General features: G+C 53.2%; 12 protein-coding genes and 3 rRNA genes. 6 read left to right on the forward strand and 9 right to left on the reverse strand.

All coding sequences use genetic code 11. From position 1 onward, the window contains the following. Positions 1-64: 64 nt before the first annotated feature. The 4 genes from ABKA16_RS04105 to purE form a co-directional block, all read right to left on the reverse strand. The gene (locus ABKA16_RS04105) at positions 65-286 is read right to left on the reverse strand and encodes a hypothetical protein (RefSeq protein ID WP_380998406.1); all 222 of its coding nucleotides are present in this window, start codon (positions 284-286) and stop codon (positions 65-67) included. Between the two features lie 120 nt (positions 287-406). Then, positions 407-871: a Fur family transcriptional regulator gene (locus ABKA16_RS04110; RefSeq protein ID WP_380998404.1), complete on the reverse strand. Its 465-nt coding sequence runs from the start codon at positions 869-871 to the stop codon at positions 407-409. 10 nt (positions 872-881) lie between these two features. Beyond that, a complete protein-coding gene (purK, locus tag ABKA16_RS04115; protein ID WP_380998402.1) occupies positions 882-2,042 on the reverse strand; it encodes a 5-(carboxyamino)imidazole ribonucleotide synthase in 1,161 nt (386 codons plus the stop codon). Further along, on the reverse strand, positions 2,026-2,523 hold the full coding sequence (purE, locus tag ABKA16_RS04120; protein ID WP_381000096.1) for a 5-(carboxyamino)imidazole ribonucleotide mutase: 498 nt from the start codon (positions 2,521-2,523) through the stop codon (positions 2,026-2,028). The genes purK and purE overlap by 17 nt, the downstream gene beginning before the upstream one ends. Positions 2,524-2,840: 317 nt before the next feature. On the opposite strand from purE, the gene ABKA16_RS04125 reads away from it, so the two are divergent. The 3 genes from ABKA16_RS04125 (at position 2,841) to ABKA16_RS04135 (ending at position 6,829) form a co-directional block, all read left to right on the forward strand. Then, complete coding sequence (locus ABKA16_RS04125; RefSeq protein WP_380998399.1) at positions 2,841-3,851, forward strand: dolichyl-phosphate beta-glucosyltransferase; 1,011 nt, start codon at positions 2,841-2,843, stop codon at positions 3,849-3,851. 86 nt (positions 3,852-3,937) lie between these two features. Continuing rightward, positions 3,938-6,241: an ArnT family glycosyltransferase gene (locus ABKA16_RS04130; RefSeq protein WP_380998396.1), complete on the forward strand. Its 2,304-nt coding sequence runs from the start codon at positions 3,938-3,940 to the stop codon at positions 6,239-6,241. Between the two features lie 219 nt (positions 6,242-6,460). After that, positions 6,461-6,829: a YccF domain-containing protein gene (locus tag ABKA16_RS04135; protein WP_380998393.1), complete on the forward strand. Its 369-nt coding sequence runs from the start codon at positions 6,461-6,463 to the stop codon at positions 6,827-6,829. A gap of 122 nt (positions 6,830-6,951) precedes the next feature. Here ABKA16_RS04135 and ABKA16_RS04140 read toward each other — a convergent pair whose 3' ends face one another. The 5 genes from ABKA16_RS04140 to ABKA16_RS04160 all read right to left on the reverse strand — a co-directional run bounded on the left by ABKA16_RS04140 (position 6,952) and on the right by ABKA16_RS04160 (position 13,533). Further along, complete coding sequence (locus ABKA16_RS04140; RefSeq protein ID WP_380998391.1) at positions 6,952-7,503, reverse strand: MBL fold metallo-hydrolase; 552 nt, start codon at positions 7,501-7,503, stop codon at positions 6,952-6,954. A gap of 67 nt (positions 7,504-7,570) precedes the next feature. Next, positions 7,571-7,828, reverse strand: a complete 258-nt coding sequence (locus ABKA16_RS04145; RefSeq protein WP_380998388.1) for a hypothetical protein — start codon at positions 7,826-7,828, stop codon at positions 7,571-7,573. A gap of 402 nt (positions 7,829-8,230) precedes the next feature. Beyond that, positions 8,231-8,347: ribosomal RNA gene (rrf, locus tag ABKA16_RS04150) — 5S ribosomal RNA — on the reverse strand. A gap of 120 nt (positions 8,348-8,467) precedes the next feature. Beyond that, positions 8,468-11,541, reverse strand: a 23S ribosomal RNA gene (locus tag ABKA16_RS04155). Positions 11,542-11,993: 452 nt separating this feature from the next. Next, a 16S ribosomal RNA gene (locus ABKA16_RS04160) occupies positions 11,994-13,533 on the reverse strand. The 16S, 23S and 5S rRNA genes sit together here, the layout of an rRNA operon. A 626-nt stretch (positions 13,534-14,159) precedes the next feature. Here ABKA16_RS04160 and ABKA16_RS04165 point away from each other — a divergent pair. The 3 genes from ABKA16_RS04165 to ABKA16_RS04175 all read left to right on the forward strand — a co-directional run bounded on the left by ABKA16_RS04165 (position 14,160) and on the right by ABKA16_RS04175 (position 17,374). Beyond that, positions 14,160-15,050, forward strand: a complete 891-nt coding sequence (locus ABKA16_RS04165) for a pyridoxamine kinase (RefSeq protein ID WP_381000600.1) — start codon at positions 14,160-14,162, stop codon at positions 15,048-15,050. A 198-nt stretch (positions 15,051-15,248) separates the two neighbouring features. After that, positions 15,249-15,710, forward strand: a complete 462-nt coding sequence (locus ABKA16_RS04170) for a YraN family protein (RefSeq protein WP_381000598.1) — start codon at positions 15,249-15,251, stop codon at positions 15,708-15,710. Continuing rightward, entirely contained in the window at positions 15,710-17,374 is a 1,665-nt protein-coding gene (locus tag ABKA16_RS04175) for a YifB family Mg chelatase-like AAA ATPase (protein WP_381000641.1), read from the forward strand. The genes ABKA16_RS04170 and ABKA16_RS04175 overlap by 1 nt, the downstream gene beginning before the upstream one ends. Positions 17,375-17,391: the final 17 nt, after the last annotated feature.

A 17,391-nucleotide genomic window follows, 5' to 3' on the forward strand; every position in this document is an offset into this window, starting at 1 on the left:
CCTTCAGTTTTGGAGAAAGACAGCAAATTACCATTTTCACGCAGCAGATCCTCCTTCGGCTTATTTATTTATCTGTTTCGCCTGAAGCCTGTATCCTTTTCCCCGCGCCGGCAATCGAAAGGGCCAGCATAACAATTGCTGCAGCAAGAAATACCGCCCATGTCACCGTTGTGTTCCATACGCTCAGCGAACTGAAAACAACAGTCCCTACGGGGATCGCAAGCATAAACAGTAGTGACAGGAAATTACTTGTCTGGGCCAATACATCAGACGGCAGATTGCTCACAAGCAATGCAGCTGCCTAAAGACTGCACCGAGATCTTCCACAATTGCCGCCTGACCGGGATCCGCGTCGCACGGATCCCTTGCTTTTATACCAGTTTCTGTCCTCTGTTTTTATTCCCTATTATTCAGCACCCAACTTGCGCCTGCATTCAGGGCACAGCCCTATTATTTCAAACATATGATATGTGACGCTGAACCCGTGCTCTGCAGCAGCCTTATTGATCCACTGCTCGTTCGGCGGCTCGATCTCAACGGTTTTCCCGCAATTTTCGCAGACCATGTGATGGTGATGGCGATGCCGATGGTTCTGCCCTCCATGCCCTTCATCGCAGAGCCTGTACAGCTGCTCTCCGTTGAGATGGATAGTATCCACCTTGCCTTCTGAAGCCAGAACACCAAGCTGACGATACACTGTCGCCATGCCGACTTTCAGCCCGGCAGACTGCAGCTTGCTGTGAAGGGTGGGAGATGACATGAAATCAGGTTCAGACCGCAAAATATTAAGTATTGCATCTTTCTGGACAGTATTCCGGTGCTTCTTCCGAAACCATGTACTGCTGCCGCTGCTATGATCGTCCTCAGCCATTATATCCTCCTTATCCCAGGATATCATCCCAGCAATGGGTGCCTGCCAGTTCCTGCGCTGCCTGCTGTGTATCATCTGCCAAGACGGTGATATGGCCCATTTTGCGGTTATGCTTTGCCTCAGCCTTGCCATAGTCATGGACATGCCACTGAGGATAGTTAGGAGCGATCCTTTGGACAGGCCCTACATGCTGCCCAAGCACGTTTACCATAACTGCAGGGCTGAGGAGTTTCGGCTGCTCCAGTGACCAGCCTGCTATCCCGCGGATATGAGCATCATACTGGCTGAATGAGCATGCCTCTATAGTGTAATGGCCCGAATTATGCGGACGCGGGGCAAGCTCATTGACCAGCACACCCCCGTCACGGGTAATAAAAAGCTCTATCGCCAGCGTCCCGCTGAGACTGAACCCGCGTGCCAGGCTGAGGGCCAGCTCCTTTGCGCGCCAGCAGACCCCCTCCTCCGCCTGGGCTGGAGCAAACGTCATATGGAGTATATTATTCCTGTGCTCGTTGCGTACTACCGGGAAAGTAACATAGTCCCGGCCATTGCCGGACACAAGGATAGACGCTTCATACTCAAAATCAACAAAACCCTCGAGGACAGATTCCGGGAACCCTTCCGCATCCGGGACCCTGCCAAGGTCCTGCACGCCTCTGAGCACTATCTGCCCATGGCCGTCATACCCGCCAGCGGCTGTTTTCAGGATCGCCGGGTACCCAATCTGTTCAAGGACACCGGCAAGGTCATGGCGGGATCCCACTGCTTTCCATGGGGCAGTCCGGATCCCGTGGCTGTTGATAAAAGATTTTTCCGCAATACGGTTCTGTGTTACTCTGAGCAGATCCGTCCCCTGCGGGATCGCCGTTATACCCGCGACTTCATCAAGGGCATCCGCATCCACATTCTCAAACTCATATGTCAGCACATCACTGCGTTCGGCAAGCTTACGGATAGCAGACCGGTCATCATACCCGGCAACAACCTGAAAATCTGCTGCCTGTGCAGCGGGGCAGCCGGGGACAGGGTCGAGTACCCCTGTACGGAATCCCATATAGCGCGCAGCTATTGCCATCATGCGCCCAAGCTGCCCGCCTCCTACGATACCGACGGTATCACCTCGCCTGAGGCTCTCCATACGGCCGTTCGTGATCTCAGACAAGCTCGGCATTTGACTTCTCCACTTTTTCCTTAAGGCTACCGCGATAATCCGCCAGCGCATCGGCCAGCCTGCTGTCTGATACCGACAGGATGCTTACGGCAAGCAGTCCGGCATTCACCGCACCCGAATCCCCGACAGCAGTTGTTGCTACGGGGATACCGCCCGGCATCTGGACGATTGACAGCAGCGAATCCCATCCGCTCAATGCATGCGAGCGTACAGGCACACCGATAACAGGCAGTGTCGTCTGTGCTGCAATCATACCGGGAAGGTGTGCCGCGCCCCCTGCACCGGCAATTATTATGTGCAGCCCCTGTTCCCGTGCAGAAGAAGCAAATTCTGCCATCAGTCCAGGAGTGCGATGTGCAGAAACTACTTTTTTCATATACGGGACTTGGAACCTGTCTAAAACATCGCATGCCTTTTTCATAGTCCCCCAGTCGCTGGCAGACCCCATAACTACCGCAACAACCGGTTTTCCTGACTGCATACCTGTTTCCGGATCAGCCATGCTGCCTCCTTTATACTGTTTTTCTTTCTGCTACTCATCATACTTGCCCATATATAACTTGCGGCTGCAGCTGCGGCAGGGTTCCACATGATGGATATATGGCAGCCAGCCCGCCTACAAGCCAGATCCGGGCATATTACTTGATGTATAACTGCGGAGGTGCCGCTTCCGGAAGATTTTCAGGAACTATCCAGATTTATCCATGGGACATTCAGGTAACTTTCCATAAGAATAGGGAAAATTATCCAGTATAAGGATTTCTAATAGAGCTGTACACAGATTAAAGAGGTGATCATATGGCTGCTATAACAGCACAGGTCCGCAGAGACCGCATATCTGGCGGATCAACGCTACCTGTCAGGGATGCTTCAGCGCATCAGATGAAAGTATACAGGTCGCGTTATCAGGAAGGATACCGCACATCAGCAATAGTGGAACGCTATGGCTTCCCCGAACCGGTAGATGTTGATTTTGTTATCCCGGCCTACAATGAACAGGATCAGCTCGAAAGCTCGGTCAAAAAATTAGGGGCGTACCTCTCCGGCACTGCTGATGAGCATGGTGCAATCATTGCTGACGGCGTCCCGTCGAACTTCAGCTGGAAAATAGTTATTGCCGATAATGCGAGCACAGACGGCACGTGGGTCATAGCATCCGAACTGAGCGAACGCTATCCGGACCATGTACGCTTCATACGCATCAACCACAAAGGGCGCGGGTTTGCCCTTAAAACTGCATGGAGCGAGTCAAAAGCAAGGGCTGTTGCATATATGGACGTTGACCTTTCTACAGGACTGGAACATATTGATTCGCTGATCCTTCCTATCCTTGCCGGTACAGTCGATATAGCAATAGGGTCCAGGCTGATGGTCCAGTCAGATATCCGACGCTCTTTCAAGCGTGAAGCCATTTCGCGCTCGTACAATTTCCTTCTCCACGCATATTCCGGAGCACGGTTCCACGATGCCCAGTGCGGATTCAAAGCGATGAGTGCCGCATCAGCGGAAGAGCTGCTCCCCCGGATCGTTGATGATGAGTGGTTCTTTGACACCGAACTGCTTCTCCTTGCCCAGAGTGAAGGCAAGCGCCTGGAAGAGGTCCCTGTCCGCTGGGTCGAAGACAGCGGCACTACAGTCCACATTGTAGACACTGCTATTAAAGATCTTAAAGGCATGCGGCGGATGCGGCGTACACTTCACGCATCGTATGCTGACATGCTCCGAGACAGGGCAACATATTACCAGGGCCGGGTACAGCGGGCATTCCGTGGAAGCCTTGTGCCGCTTGCAGCGATACAGGCCGCCTGAGGCTGCGCAAAGCTTCCTGCAATCTGAAAACTTAAAATTGCCAATAACTGAACACTATACTGAAACATATCAAGAAAGGGCTGTTCATGACAACAGCATCCTCACCCTTTGCACATAACGCGAAAAATAGAGGTCAGAACTTCCCCGCAGCCACCGCTGCCGATAGCGCATCAGGCGGCACAGCATACCGCAGGGCTAGCAAAAACAGGAAAATGTATGCAAACCTTTATGCCCTGCCGAGAAGGGCTGCAATAGACTGGATAGCATTCGGGACGCTGATAGTGCTGTCTGTTGCGGTATTCTTTATCAATCTTACTGCATCAGGATACGCCAATGAATTTTATTCAGCCGCAGCCCAGGCCGGTTCAAAAAGTTGGTGGGCATTCCTGTGGGGATCTTCTGACTCCGGCAATGCTATTACAGTCGACAAGCCGCCGGCGTCAATATGGCTTATGGCCCTGTCCGTACGGATATTCGGGCTGAATTCTTTTGCCATCCTCTTCCCGCAGGCTGTGATGGGAGTCCTTACCACCTTCCTCATTTATTCCCTTGTCCGCCGGTACTGGGGGAACTGGGCCGGGATTATTGCAGGCGCTGCATTCATCACTACCCCCGTGGCGGCGCTTATGTTCCGTTTCAACAATCCTGACGCCCTGCTGGTGCTGCTGATGGTCGGAGCCTGCTATGCGTCTCTGCGCGCAGTGGAATACGACACATCACGGCGTGGGAATATGGTGCGTACCGGCTGGATGGCCCTTGCAGGGGTTCTTGTTGGATTCGGCTTCCTGACAAAGCAATTCCAGGTGCTCCTTATTCTTCCGGGGATTGCCGCAGCGTTCCTGATCGCTTCGCCTACTGGGATCATCCGCAGGATCGTGGATGGGCTGGCTGCCATCCTTTCCATGGTGATCGCTGCTGGCTGGTGGGTGCTACTGACAGTGCTTGTCCCGGCTTCAAAGCGGCCGTATATCGGAGGGTCTCAGAACAACTCTTTTATTGAGCTGACTTTCGGGTATAACGGCCTGGGCCGTATTACAGGCAATGAAACAGGGTCTGTTGTGCCGGGAGGCGGAAAACCACAGGGCGGGATGTGGGGCCAGACCGGATGGAGCCGCCTGTTCACCAGCGAATTCTCAACCCAGATCACATGGCTGGCCCTGTTCGCATTCGCGGGAATAGTTATCGGGCTGATAGCCACACGTACTTCCCGGCGCACAGACCCCCGGCGTGCCAGTATTATCGTATTCGGCGGATGGCTCGCTGTAACATGGCTGGTTTTCAGTTTCATGTCCGGCATTTTCCACGCATACTATACCGTAGCGCTTGCGCCCGCAGTCGCCATACTCGCGGCTATAGCGGTCGCCTGCCTGTGGTCGCAGCGGGACAGGACCTGGGCGCCGCTCACAGCAGCTGCCCTTGTGATCATTACAGCAATATGGTCAAGCAATCTTATCAATACAGTAGCTTCATATGCGTGGCTCTCACGGACCGTCCTTATAAGCGGTATCGTCGGCGGGCTGACACTTGCCGTTGCAGGTGTGATGTACCCGCGCGCCGTTCACACTGCATCTGCACAGCCTATTGCCAAAGATGGTTCTGCAGCTGCAACCCGGCCTTCGCAGAGCCTCACCATTGTGCGCATAGCTGCTGTTGCACTGAGCGCTGCTGCCGTATTTGTCGGCCCCGTTGCATGGACATCCGCAACTGTCCTTTCCGGGCATCATGGTTCTATCGTGACAGCCGGTCCGAATTCAGGCGGCCCGGGAGGGGCCGGCGGTCCCGGCGGCGGAGCCCCTGGAGGTATGCCTGGCGGAGTCCCGAATGGAAGCACAGGCAACAGTTCACAGAATCCAGCACAGGACGGTGCAGGCAATGGCCCCGGGACGAGCCGGAATAATGGCACCGACGGGCAGAACAATACACGTACTCAGGGCGGAAATCCCCAGAACAACAATAATTCCGGCAGCAACACAAGTAACAGCAATACCGCTGGCGGTCCCGGCGGCGGAGGAGGCGGTTTCCTCGGCGGCAGCGGTGCTTCAAACAACTCTGCTGTTGTCTCCCTTCTTAAAAAGGACGCAGATAGATACCGGTGGGCCGCAGCAACTACTGCATCACAGAGTGCCGCCTCCTACCAGCTGGCCAGCGAAGAACCTGTTATGGCGATCGGCGGATTCAATGGTACGGATGCTTATCCTACCCTTGCCCAGTTCAAGGAATATGTGAAACAGGGCCTTATCCACTACTACATATCCGGCGGTGAAATGGGAGGCGGGCAGCAGAACGGCGGCTCATCAAACGCTTCACAAATAGCTCAGTGGGTTGCAAAAAACTTTACAGCAAAAACTGTGAATGGCACAACGATCTACGATCTGACAGCCAGCAAGTAGCCCTCCCCTGTCTGATGCGCCGTGACTCAGACGAGCCCGCTTTCCCTGCTCCATGCATGAAGTGCCAGCATAACTGCAGATTTTGGGCGGAAGGCCATATTACCGGCCTTCCGCCCAAAATCTTAACCACATCCATACTCGATAATGACGTTAGCCTCCACATTGCGACAAGGATTCTGCTAAAGTAAAATTACAAACAGACAGGCGAAAGGAATAGTTATGCGTTTACTGGGCAATATACTCTGGATCCTCCTCGGAGGTCTGGAGACCGCCATCCTCTGGTTCCTTATCGGTTGCATCCTGTGCATTACTATCATTGGGATACCTTTTGGCACCCAATGTTTCAAGATGGCGGGTCTGACCCTCGCCCCATTCGGGAAAACCGTTATCAATAACGGCGGCCTGGCCACGGGTATCTTTAACATTATCTGGGCGCTCACTTTCGGATGGATGCTCGGAGCGATATATGTTTTTGCAGGACTGGTCAACCTTTGTACTATTATCGGCATACCATTCGGCATACAGTCCTTTAAAATGGCAGCTTTGGCTTTCTGGCCATTCGGCTCCGAAATCGTCAATATTGATTAGGGATACCTATCCAAGACTGCCGCTGCACATACAAATCTGCACGGCGCACATGCAGCAGCCCAGCTTTACCCTGCGTACTTTCCTGAAAACTTATCCCATCAGATACACTGCCTGCCTAAGAGTCAGAATGTAATGACCTGCGGCTTATTATCAGGATCGTGGCAAGCCATTGATTTTATACAGTCAGGGTTCCGGCTCTGATCACGTATCCACTGAAGAGAATGCTTCTGCGCAGATTTATCGGTTGATATCCCGGATGTTATCATCTCTTCCCACGACTTGGACGAATATCCCCCATCGCCAAAAAGAAGTACAAATTTGCCGTCACTATTAGTGACTTTTACTGCTATCTGACCGTCTGTATGGCCTGGGATATTGATGAACTGGACACTGCCGTCACCGAACAGATCATATGAGTGATGCGCCGGACCGTTGGTATCATTCCACGTATACAGGTCAATATCCAGCCCTTCCCACCATTTCTTACGGAACCGGACCAGATTATTGGGGAATGCCGTCGCATACTGCATTTCCTGGGCGGCTACCATAATATGCTTCGCTGCGGCCAGTCCCCTCAGGCCATTAGCATGGTCACAATCCAAATGGGTCACGACTACATAATCAATATCTTCCGGCGAAATCACCTTCCGCCCAAGCTGTTCCGGAACGGTCATTCCTGCGGCAACTACCCCCTGATTCACTTTGTACAGCAGCCATGAATCCAAAGACCGTATCTGTGCTTTACGATCCAATAACACCGTGTGGGCTCATGCTTCTATCCCAGCCCGTATCGACGATAATTCGCCCTTTAGGCATTGTCACGAGAAAAGAACAGACAGGGAGCCAGAGCCGTTTTGCTTTTGGGGTGAATATCCCCGATCCTCTAAGAAGGCTCGCATCATCACCGCCGAATGGCAGTGAAGGCGAAACACACACCTTTCCTGCCTGCATAACCCGCACACTGAAACCTTTGGCATTATCCGTGCCAATATTATCCATTCTGATTACTCGCTTTCCGGTATCCGCTTCTGCATGGGTCTGCTCCGCATAACCAGTTCAGAGATATATACGGCATTTTTATTAAACCACTGAGGAATTACATCTGTTATATTTCAGGCTAAGCTCCGCGTAAAATATCCACTGCCTTACACATTTTCGCAGCAGGATAGCCAGGGGCAGGCAGGAATAATGATAAAGTACAGGTCCCCGATAACTCTTACACCGATATAGTAGCTGGTACGGTTTAACCCTTCTGATACCGCGCAGCCGGCAACAGTATAGATATAGATATAGAGTCCCCGGATAAAACTATATCGTCAAAATACGCAGAAATAAAAAATGATCCTGGTAAGGTTGTATTCCCTGCCAGGATCATTTTATATCTTATATTGTGATGTGTTGTGGTGGCGGTGTGCTACTTTCCCGCACCCTGTCGGGTGGAGTATCATTGCCGTGCCAGGGCTTAGCTTCCGGGTTCGGGATGGTGCCGGGCGTTTCTCCTGGGCTGTGACCGCCACAAAACTATATTCTGTTATATGTGTTGTTGGTGGTGGGTTGGCGACCGGATAGTAGACGCGGGTGATTAGTGTGTTGGTCTTGTGTGTTGCTATTGGTAGGGTTGATTAGCGTGTGTGTGTACGGGTTGGTGCTGTTGTCCGTTAGTACCAGTCAGCTGCGCATGTTGCCATGTGTCCACGTCTGGCCTATTAACCCCATGGTCTGGTGGGGGGACTCTTCACACTCAAAGGTGTGGGGGAATCCTTATCTTGGAGAAGGCTTCCCGCTTAGATGCTTTCAGCGGTTATCCTATCCGAACGTAGCTAACCAGCAGTGCCACGGGCGTGACAACTGGCATACCAGAGGTTCGTCCACCCAGGTCCTCTCGTACTATGGGCAGGGCTCCTCAAGATTCCAACGAGCGCAGAGGATAGAGACCAAACTGTCTCACGACGTTCTGAACCCAGCTCGCGTGCCGCTTTAATTGGCGAACAGCCAAACCCTTGGGACCTGCTCCAGCCCCAGGATGCGACGAGCCGACATCGAGGTGCCAAACCATCCCGTCGATATGGACTCTTGGGAATGATCAGCCTGTTATCCCCGGGGTACCTTTTATCCGTTGAGCGATGCCGCGTCCGTACACCGGCACCGGATCATTATCTCCGACTTTCGTCCCTGCTCGACCTGTCAGTCTCACAGTCAAGCCCGCTTGTGTGATTACACTCAACACCCGATTGCCAACCGGGTTGAGCGGACCTTTGAGCACCTCCGTTACTCTTTAGGAGGCAACCGCCCCAGTTAAACTACCCGCCAGGCACTGTCCCTAGCATGGATAACATGCTCAGGTTAGACGCCCACTGCCAGCAGAACGGTATTTCACTTGATGACTCCACCCAGCCTAGCGGCCGGGTTTCATAGTCTCCCGCCTATTCTACACAACCAGCAGCGAACGACAATACCAAGGTATAGTAAAGGTCCCGGGGTCTTTTCGTCCTTCTGCGCTTAACGAGCATCTTTACTCGTACTGCAATTTCACCGAGGTCCTGGTCGAGACAGTGGGGAAGTCGTTACGCCATTCGTGCAGGTCGGAACTTACCCGACAAGGAATTTCGCTACCTTAGGATGGTTATAGTTACCACCGCCGTTTACTGGGGCTTAAATTCACCGCGTCACCCTTACGGGTTAACGGATCCTCTTAACCTTCCAGCACCGGGCAGGCGTCAGTGCATATACAGCGACTTACGTCTTGGCATGCACCTGTGTTTTTGGTAAACAGTCGCTACCCCCTGTTTTGTGCCGCCCCACAACACTCACCCACGCTAGGTGGGATCATCTCACAGGGCCTCCCTTATGCCGAAGGCACGGGAGCAATTTGCCGAGTTCCTTGACCAGGATTCACTCGAACGCTTTAGTATTCTCTACCTGACCACCTGTGTCGGTTTAGGGTACGAGCGGAACCACACCTAACAGTGAAGCTTTTCTCGGCACAAGGCACCACCAGCACACCACCCCTAAAGATGATGCTCATCACGTCTCACAGTCTGCTGTCAGGGATTAGCCTCTGACACCTGCTACACGCTTAACCAGCCATAACCACCAGGCCAGGCCAGCTTACCCCATGCGTCACTCCCCTGCTCCCCTACTACACCCACCACCAAACACCACCACCCCCTGTACACCCCCGAAAGGGCCTACAGGAAGGAAACAGTGCCTAGCGTGTGATGCCTCGAGTGTGGGCGGTGTGATACCGGTACGGGAATATCAACCCGTTCATCCATTCGACTACGCCTGTCGGCCTCGCCTTAGGACCCGACTCACCCGGGGACGTTAACCGTGGCCCCGGAACCCTTAGTCATCCAGCGCGCGGGATTGTCACCCGCGTTTCGTTACTCATGTCTGCATTCTCACTTCCCTACAGTCCACCACACGGTTACCCCGTGGCTTCACCCCGTAGGGAACGCTCTCCTACCCAACCACCCCCTAAGAGGCGGCTGCCGCGTTTTCGGTGGTGTGCTTGAGCCCCGCTACATTGTCGGCGCGGAGACACTAGACCAGTGAGCTGTTACGCACTCTTTCAAGGATAGCTGCTTCTAAGCCAACCTCCTGGCTGTCCATGCGACTCCACATCCTTTCCCACTTAGCACACGCTTAGGGACCTTAAACGACGATCTGGGCTGTTTCCCTTTCGACAACGGAGCTTATCCCCCGCTGACTCACTGCCCGTGCACAACCATACCGGTATTCGGAGTTTGGTTGCCATCAGTACCCCATACGGGCCCTTTGGCATCCAGTAGCTCTACCCCCGGAAGGCGACCACGAACGCTGCACCTAAATGCATTTCGGAGAGAACCAGCTATCACGGAATTTGATTGGCCTTTCACCCCTAACCACAAGTCATCCCCCCAGTTTTCAACCTAGGTGGGTTCGGTCCTCCACGCGGTCTCACCCACGCTTCAACCTGCTCACGGCTAGATCATCCCGCTTCGGGTCCAGAACATGCAACTAAAACGCGCTATTAACACTCGCTTTCGCTACGGATCCCCCACACGGGTTAACCTCGCTACATGCCACTGACTCGCAGACTCATTTTTCGATAGGCACGCCATCACCCCCAACAAGAGGCTCTGACGGATTGAAAGCACATGGTTTCAGGAACTATTTCACTACCCTCCCGGGCTACTTTTCACCTTTCCCTCACGGTACTCGTGCACTATCGGTCACGTACATATATTTAGACTTACCCCACGGTCAGGGCAGATTCACACGAGATTCCACGAGGCTCGTGCTACTCGGGGACATTCTTCCCAGGCCTGGCATCTTCAGCTACGGGACCATCACCCTCTACGGTCATGTCTTCAACCATGTTCACCTCACACCAGACTTTATCACTAGGCAGGAAGCCGCCTGACTTCCTCAAGAAACCCCACAACACCACACACGCACCAGCAGGCGCTTATACCACGCGCATGGTTTAGTCTCCTCCGCTTTCGCTCGCCACTACTAACGGAATATCTTTTCCTGCAGGTACTAAGATGTTTCACTTCCCTGCGTACCCCCCGCATATACGCGGTACCACCCCATAACAGGTGGCAGGTTACCCCATTCAGACACCCTCGGATCAACGCCCTGTCGGCAGCTCCCCGAGGCCTATCGCGGCCCCACACGTCTTTCATCGGTCATACGTGCCCAGGCATCCACCATATGCCACACCAAGCACCCAGCCTGGCACAACACACGCCTATCAACCCCAGACAACACTACAAGTATTATCACAAATGATCACACTAAAACACGCCACACCCCACCACCCCCACAAAAACAAGAGTGACCAGGGTATGGCTACAGACACACACCCACCCCTTACAGGCAGGTGTATGCTCGCGTCCACTATCCAGTTGTCAAACCACCACCCCACACCCCACAACCCCCCTCCCACCAGAGGAAAGGGAACCATGAGACGGGTTTTCTGCCCCAAACCATAGTCATGGCCAGGGAACCCAACAGCGCGCTTAGCACCACCACTACTTACACATCACATAAATCCCGGTAAAAGGGTTTTTGACTGTTTCCACACCACACACCCCACACCCCTCCACACAAAAAGAAGGGAAACTAATCAGGGTGCTTCTTCCCCCACACCACCGTGCAGGGCACACATTCTCCTTAGAAAGGAGGTGATCCAGCCGCACCTTCCGGTACGGCTACCTTGTTACGACTTAGTCCCAATCGCGAACCTCACCTTAGACGGCTCCCCCCCACAACAGGTTAGGCCACCGGCTTCGGGTGCTGCCCACTTTCATGACTTGACGGGCGGTGTGTACAAGGCCCGGGAACGCATTCACCGCGGCACTGCTGATCCGCGATTACTAGCGACTCCACCTTCACGAGGCCGAGTTGCAGGCCCCGATCCGAACTGAGACCGGTTTTACAGGATCCGCTCCACCTTACAGTATCGCATCCCGCTGTACCAGCCATTGTAGCATGCGTGAAGCCCAGGACGTAAGGGGCATGATGATCTGACGTCATCCCCACCTTCCTCCGAGTTAACCCCGGCGGTCCCTTGTGAGTCCCCGGCACGACCCGCTGGTAACACAAGGCAAGGGTTGCGCTCGTTGCGGGACTTAACCCAACATCTCACGACACGAGCTGACGACGACCATGCACCACCTGTAACCCAGCCCCGAAGGGACACACCATCTCTGGCATCATCCAGGTTATGTCAAGCCCTGGTAAGGTTCTTCGCGTTGCATCGAATTAATCCGCATGCTCCGCCGCTTGTGCGGGCCCCCGTCAATTTCTTTGAGTTTTAACCTTGCGGCCGTACTCCCCAGGCGGGACGCTTAACGCGTTAGCTCCGACACAGAACCCGTGGAAATGGGCCCCACATCCAGCGTCCACCGTTTACAGCATGGACTACCAGGGTATCTAATCCTGTTCGCTCCCCACGCTTTCGCTCCTCAGCGTCAGTAACAGCCCAGAGACCTGCCTTCGCCATAGGTGTTCTTCCCGATATCTACACATTCCACCGTTACACCGAGAATTCCAGTCTCCCCTACTGCACTCAAGCCTGCCCGTATCCAGCGCAACCTACCGTTAAGCAGTAAGCTTTCACACCAGACGCAACAAACCGCCTACGAGCCCTTTACGCCCAATAAATCCGGACAACGCTTGCACCCTACGTATTACCGCGGCTGCTGGCACGTAGTTAGCCGGTGCTTATTCATAAAGTCCACTCACCACACCACACAGGCATAGCTTGCCCCCCTATAAAAGCGGTTTACAACCCGAAGGCCTCCATCCCGCACGCGGCGTCGCTGCATCAGGCTTGCGCCCATTGTGCAATATTCCCCACTGCTGCCTCCCGTAGGAGTCTGGGCCGTATCTCAGTCCCAATGTGGCCGGTCGCCCTCTTAGGCCGGCTACCCGTCGACGCCTTGGTAGGCCATCACCCCACCAACAAGCTGATAGGACGCGACCCCATCATATGGCACAAAAGCTTTCCCAACCAGACATGCATCCAGCTGGAGCATTGGGTATTACCACCCGTTTCCAGGAGCTATCCCCAACCATACGGCAGGTTAGTCACGCATTACTCACCCGTTCGCCACTCTCACCACCAAACAAAAGCCCAGTGGATCCCGTTCGACTTGCATGTGTTAAGCACGCCGCCAGCGTTCGTCCTGAGCCAGAATCAAACCCTCCACACAAAAACCGTAGAAAGCCCAACACAGGCCCACAAAAAATAAAATAAATTAACGAGCAAAACCACACCCCACAAAAAGGGCGCAGCCTCACACAAACAAACACCCACACCACACCACCCCAACAGGCAGCACAACATGAGCATTCTACTGGCAATCAAAAACCCAACCAAAAACCACACCCCACAAAAGGGCGCAGCCTTCAATCAGACCACAACTTACAAAAACATATAAGCATAAAAGTAGTACAAAACACGCTCTTGAGTTCTCAAACCACCACCACACACAGGAACCACACCCCCACACAGGAAGCACACCCCAACAGGCAGCAACAAAAAACAATACACCCCCCACCCCACCCCACACAACCCCGGCGTGTCGCACACCACACACACCAAGAACCACAAAAATATATACGCTTCAGATATACATCTGCATATCGCTAACCCGGGAAAATCCGCATAAATAAAAACCAGCTGATGAAATCAATAGTACCGATGCCCTATAAAAGCCCTATAAAACCAGATTCAAATCCGCAGTCAGAAAATATCTTATAAAGAGAATAGTGAGCCATCTTGCTAATGTATGAAGTGAAAATTTAAAACTTAACTATCGAATATTGAGGAGACTACATGCCTGCACCCCAGATTGCCGATATTCCGGGTACCGTCCTGTATACAAGGGATCCCCTGTATATCCCTCGCGTTGCTGCAGTCCACGATATGTGCGGCTACGGCAAATGCTCGCTCACTGCCGCGATCCCTATCTTGTCGGCAGCCGGCTGCGACGTCTGCCCTGTACCTACAGCCCTGCTTTCCGCCCACACACGGTACAAGACTTATACTTTCCATGATACGACCGATATCCTTTCTGATTATATTGATGCGTGGCAGAAAGAGGATGTCAGCCTTGATGCGGTCTATTCAGGTTTCCTTGGCAATGCTGAGCAGGTCGATCTCATTAAACGCTTATACAGCGAGTATCCCCAGGCATTGCGCCTCGTCGATCCGGTAATGGGTGATGGCGGGCAGCGGTACCCGACATATACACAGGAGTTATGCGATGCGATGGGCCGTCTGGCAGATGGCGCAGATATCCTCATGCCTAACCTGACTGAGGCTTCTATCCTTATCGGGACAGAGTATCCCGGGCAGGATCTTACCGATCCCCAGGTAAACGAAATCCTCCGGAACCTTCTGGAGCTTGGGGCGAAGAACGTTGTTCTTAAAGGGATAGACAGGAGTGACGGCAAACTTCGTAACTATGTCGTCAACGCGCAGGATGGAGTGGATCAGAAAAAGGAGCTGGCACATGAAAAGCTTCCATTTATGATCCACGGGACCGGCGATACTTTTGCTTCGGCATTATGCGGAGCAGTTATGGCAGGGCGTTCCCTTCCCCAGGCAGCTTATATTGCTGGTGAATTCGTGCGTAATTCTATGGTCTCCACCAGGAACCAGCCCCACTTTGAGGAACGCGGTGTCAGTTTTGAGCTCAATCTCAAAGAATTAACAGATCTGTAAACGACACACAGGCGGATACGCAAAAGCTGAGGCCTGTATTATCATCCTTACGCGTGTATCCGCAGCTTTCCACAGCTATCATACTTTTCCACTGATTGATACACATACAAGATTAACGGTTTTTGAGGCGTGTTCCCTATTCGACCACATTACAGTTTTAATTCGCCTTGGCTGCCGGAATTGTGGTGAAGTAGATGTATGACTCAACCAGTATTGCAAAAGCCGCACAATAAGGCGGTATATCCGGCAAAGTACCGCGAAGGGCCCACACACAGCCCAATAGCTTCTATGACGCCTCATGAGCTCGGACGTTACGGAGAAAACATCGCCTGTACCTATCTGAGGGAACAGGGTTACGTGATCCTTGACCGTAACTGGTCCTGCAGGTACGGGGAACTTGACATAGTAGCGGTCTCCCCATACGAAAACGGCAGGAAAACGCATACAACTATTATCGAAGTAAAAACACGCAGATGCATGTTATTCGGCACTCCTGTTGAAGCAGTAACACCACAGAAACTCATACGGCTGAAAAGGGCAGCATCCCTCTGGCTCGAAGCGCATCCGCAAAGGATCCGCCGTCCTGTAAGCATAGATGTCATAGCCATCTCCTTTGAAGATTCGCTCGTCCCGTCTATAACACACCTCAGGGAGATATGATGCCGATAGGAACATCTTTCTCCATTGGCCTGTGGGGGCTCAAAGCGTACACAATCCAGATCCAGGCATTCACAAGTCCGGGGCTCCCTGCTTTTTCCATCATCGGGCTGCCCGACACATCGCTTGCAGAAGCAAGGGAAAGGGTCAAGTCAGCATGCATGATCGCCGGGTTCACATGGCCGCAGACACGTGTAACCGTTAACCTTTCCCCTGCATCAGTCCCGAAAAGCGGATCTTCTTTCGATCTTGCTATCGCTGCAAGCATACTGGCGTCCTCCCGAATGATCGAAACGCAGACCCTCGGCAATTCCCTGGTCATCGGTGAATTGAACCTTGACGGCAGCGTTATGCCGGTGCGCGGTATCCTGCCTATGCTTCTGTATGCGAAGCACAGCGGGATCAGTACAGTTTTCGTACCGCAGGATAATATTGAAGAAGCGAAACTGGTGCAGGGCCTGGATATTATCGGTATCTGCCATATTGCGCAGTTTATCCTCTGCTGCAATCCGACAGGAACATTAAGGAAAACGATGCGCAAAAGATACGGCTCTCTATGTGACTGTACCGATCACGCACAGGATAGACGGTGGACCCGCATCCTTCCACAGACAGGCAGTCGGAAAGCATTGTCCGCACTTATTGATGACAGGTACGCCGAAGAAGAACAGCTTGATTTCTCCCAGGTAATTGGGCAGACCCAAGCAAAACGCGCCCTGGAAGCTGCTGCAGCGGGCGGGCACCACATGATTATGACCGGCCCGCCGGGAGCAGGGAAAACCATGCTTGCTAAAAGGCTTCCTACAATACTGCCTCCGCTTACTGAAGAACAGAAACTGGAAGTCGCTTCAATAAAATCTTTGTGCGGTACGCTCCATAAAGATATCCATGACCTTTTCCCGCCGTTTGAGGCTCCCCATCACACCGCAAGCACTGCTTCCCTTATCGGGGGCGGCAGCGGTTTTGCCAGCCCCGGATCAATAACCCGGGCCCATAACGGAGTCCTTTTTATGGATGAGGCACCTGAATTTTCTACCCAATGCCTGCAGTCCCTGCGGGAGCCTCTTGAGGAAGGGGTCATCAGCCTCGCACGATCTAAGGGGACCACTTTTTACCCGGCCCGGTTCCAGCTCATTATGGCTGCCAACCCGTGCCCATGTGGTTTTAACTGGGGCAACGGGCAGCGATGCACATGCACTCCGCGCCAGAGGAATAAATACTGGGGCAGGCTTTCCGGACCGATCATGGACCGCATTGATATACATATCAAAGTTGATGCGCCAACACTGTCCGATATGGAAACAACACAGCTCATGTTTGCCCGGGAGGAAAAGGAGGCTGGACCGGAACCCCTCAACGGGCTTTATTACTCTTCAGAGCATATGAGGGAGCGCGTTTCAGCAGCACGGCAGCGGGCATTCCGGCGATTTGAGTGTTTCCCATGGAAAACCAATGCAGCAGCACCAGGCGGATGGCTGCGCGAGAACACCCCGCGTACGGCTATGGCATATCTGCAGAAAGCCGCAGAAAAGCAGGAACTGAGTATGCGGGGAACAGACAGAGTACTGAGGATCGCATGGACTTTATGCGATCTCGCAGGTGCTTCACAACCGGATGAAGGCCATATCCTTGAAGCCATTGGGTTGAGGACCGGAGAAACACCATGAACCAGCCCGAAGCCCTT

Source organism: Scardovia wiggsiae, assembly GCF_051045985.1.
Classification (GTDB): Bacteria; Actinomycetota; Actinomycetes; order Actinomycetales; family Bifidobacteriaceae; genus Scardovia; species Scardovia wiggsiae.

Coding starts and splice junctions, on each gene's coding strand:
- ABKA16_RS04175 (WP_381000641.1), top strand. CDS start 15,710: ATGCCGATAGGAACATCTTTCTCCATTGGCCTGTGGGGGCTCAAAGCG.
- ABKA16_RS04110 (WP_380998404.1), bottom strand. CDS start 871: ATGGCTGAGGACGATCATAGCAGCGGCAGCAGTACATGGTTTCGGAAG.
- ABKA16_RS04145 (WP_380998388.1), bottom strand. CDS start 7,828: ATGGATAATATTGGCACGGATAATGCCAAAGGTTTCAGTGTGCGGGTT.
- ABKA16_RS04125 (WP_380998399.1), top strand. CDS start 2,841: ATGGCTGCTATAACAGCACAGGTCCGCAGAGACCGCATATCTGGCGGA.
- ABKA16_RS04165 (WP_381000600.1), top strand. CDS start 14,160: ATGCCTGCACCCCAGATTGCCGATATTCCGGGTACCGTCCTGTATACA.
- ABKA16_RS04140 (WP_380998391.1), bottom strand. CDS start 7,503: ATGACCGTTCCGGAACAGCTTGGGCGGAAGGTGATTTCGCCGGAAGAT.
- ABKA16_RS04170 (WP_381000598.1), top strand. CDS start 15,249: ATGACTCAACCAGTATTGCAAAAGCCGCACAATAAGGCGGTATATCCG.
- purK (WP_380998402.1), bottom strand. CDS start 2,042: ATGCCGAGCTTGTCTGAGATCACGAACGGCCGTATGGAGAGCCTCAGG.
- ABKA16_RS04130 (WP_380998396.1), top strand. CDS start 3,938: ATGACAACAGCATCCTCACCCTTTGCACATAACGCGAAAAATAGAGGT.
- ABKA16_RS04135 (WP_380998393.1), top strand. CDS start 6,461: ATGCGTTTACTGGGCAATATACTCTGGATCCTCCTCGGAGGTCTGGAG.
- purE (WP_381000096.1), bottom strand. CDS start 2,523: ATGCAGTCAGGAAAACCGGTTGTTGCGGTAGTTATGGGGTCTGCCAGC.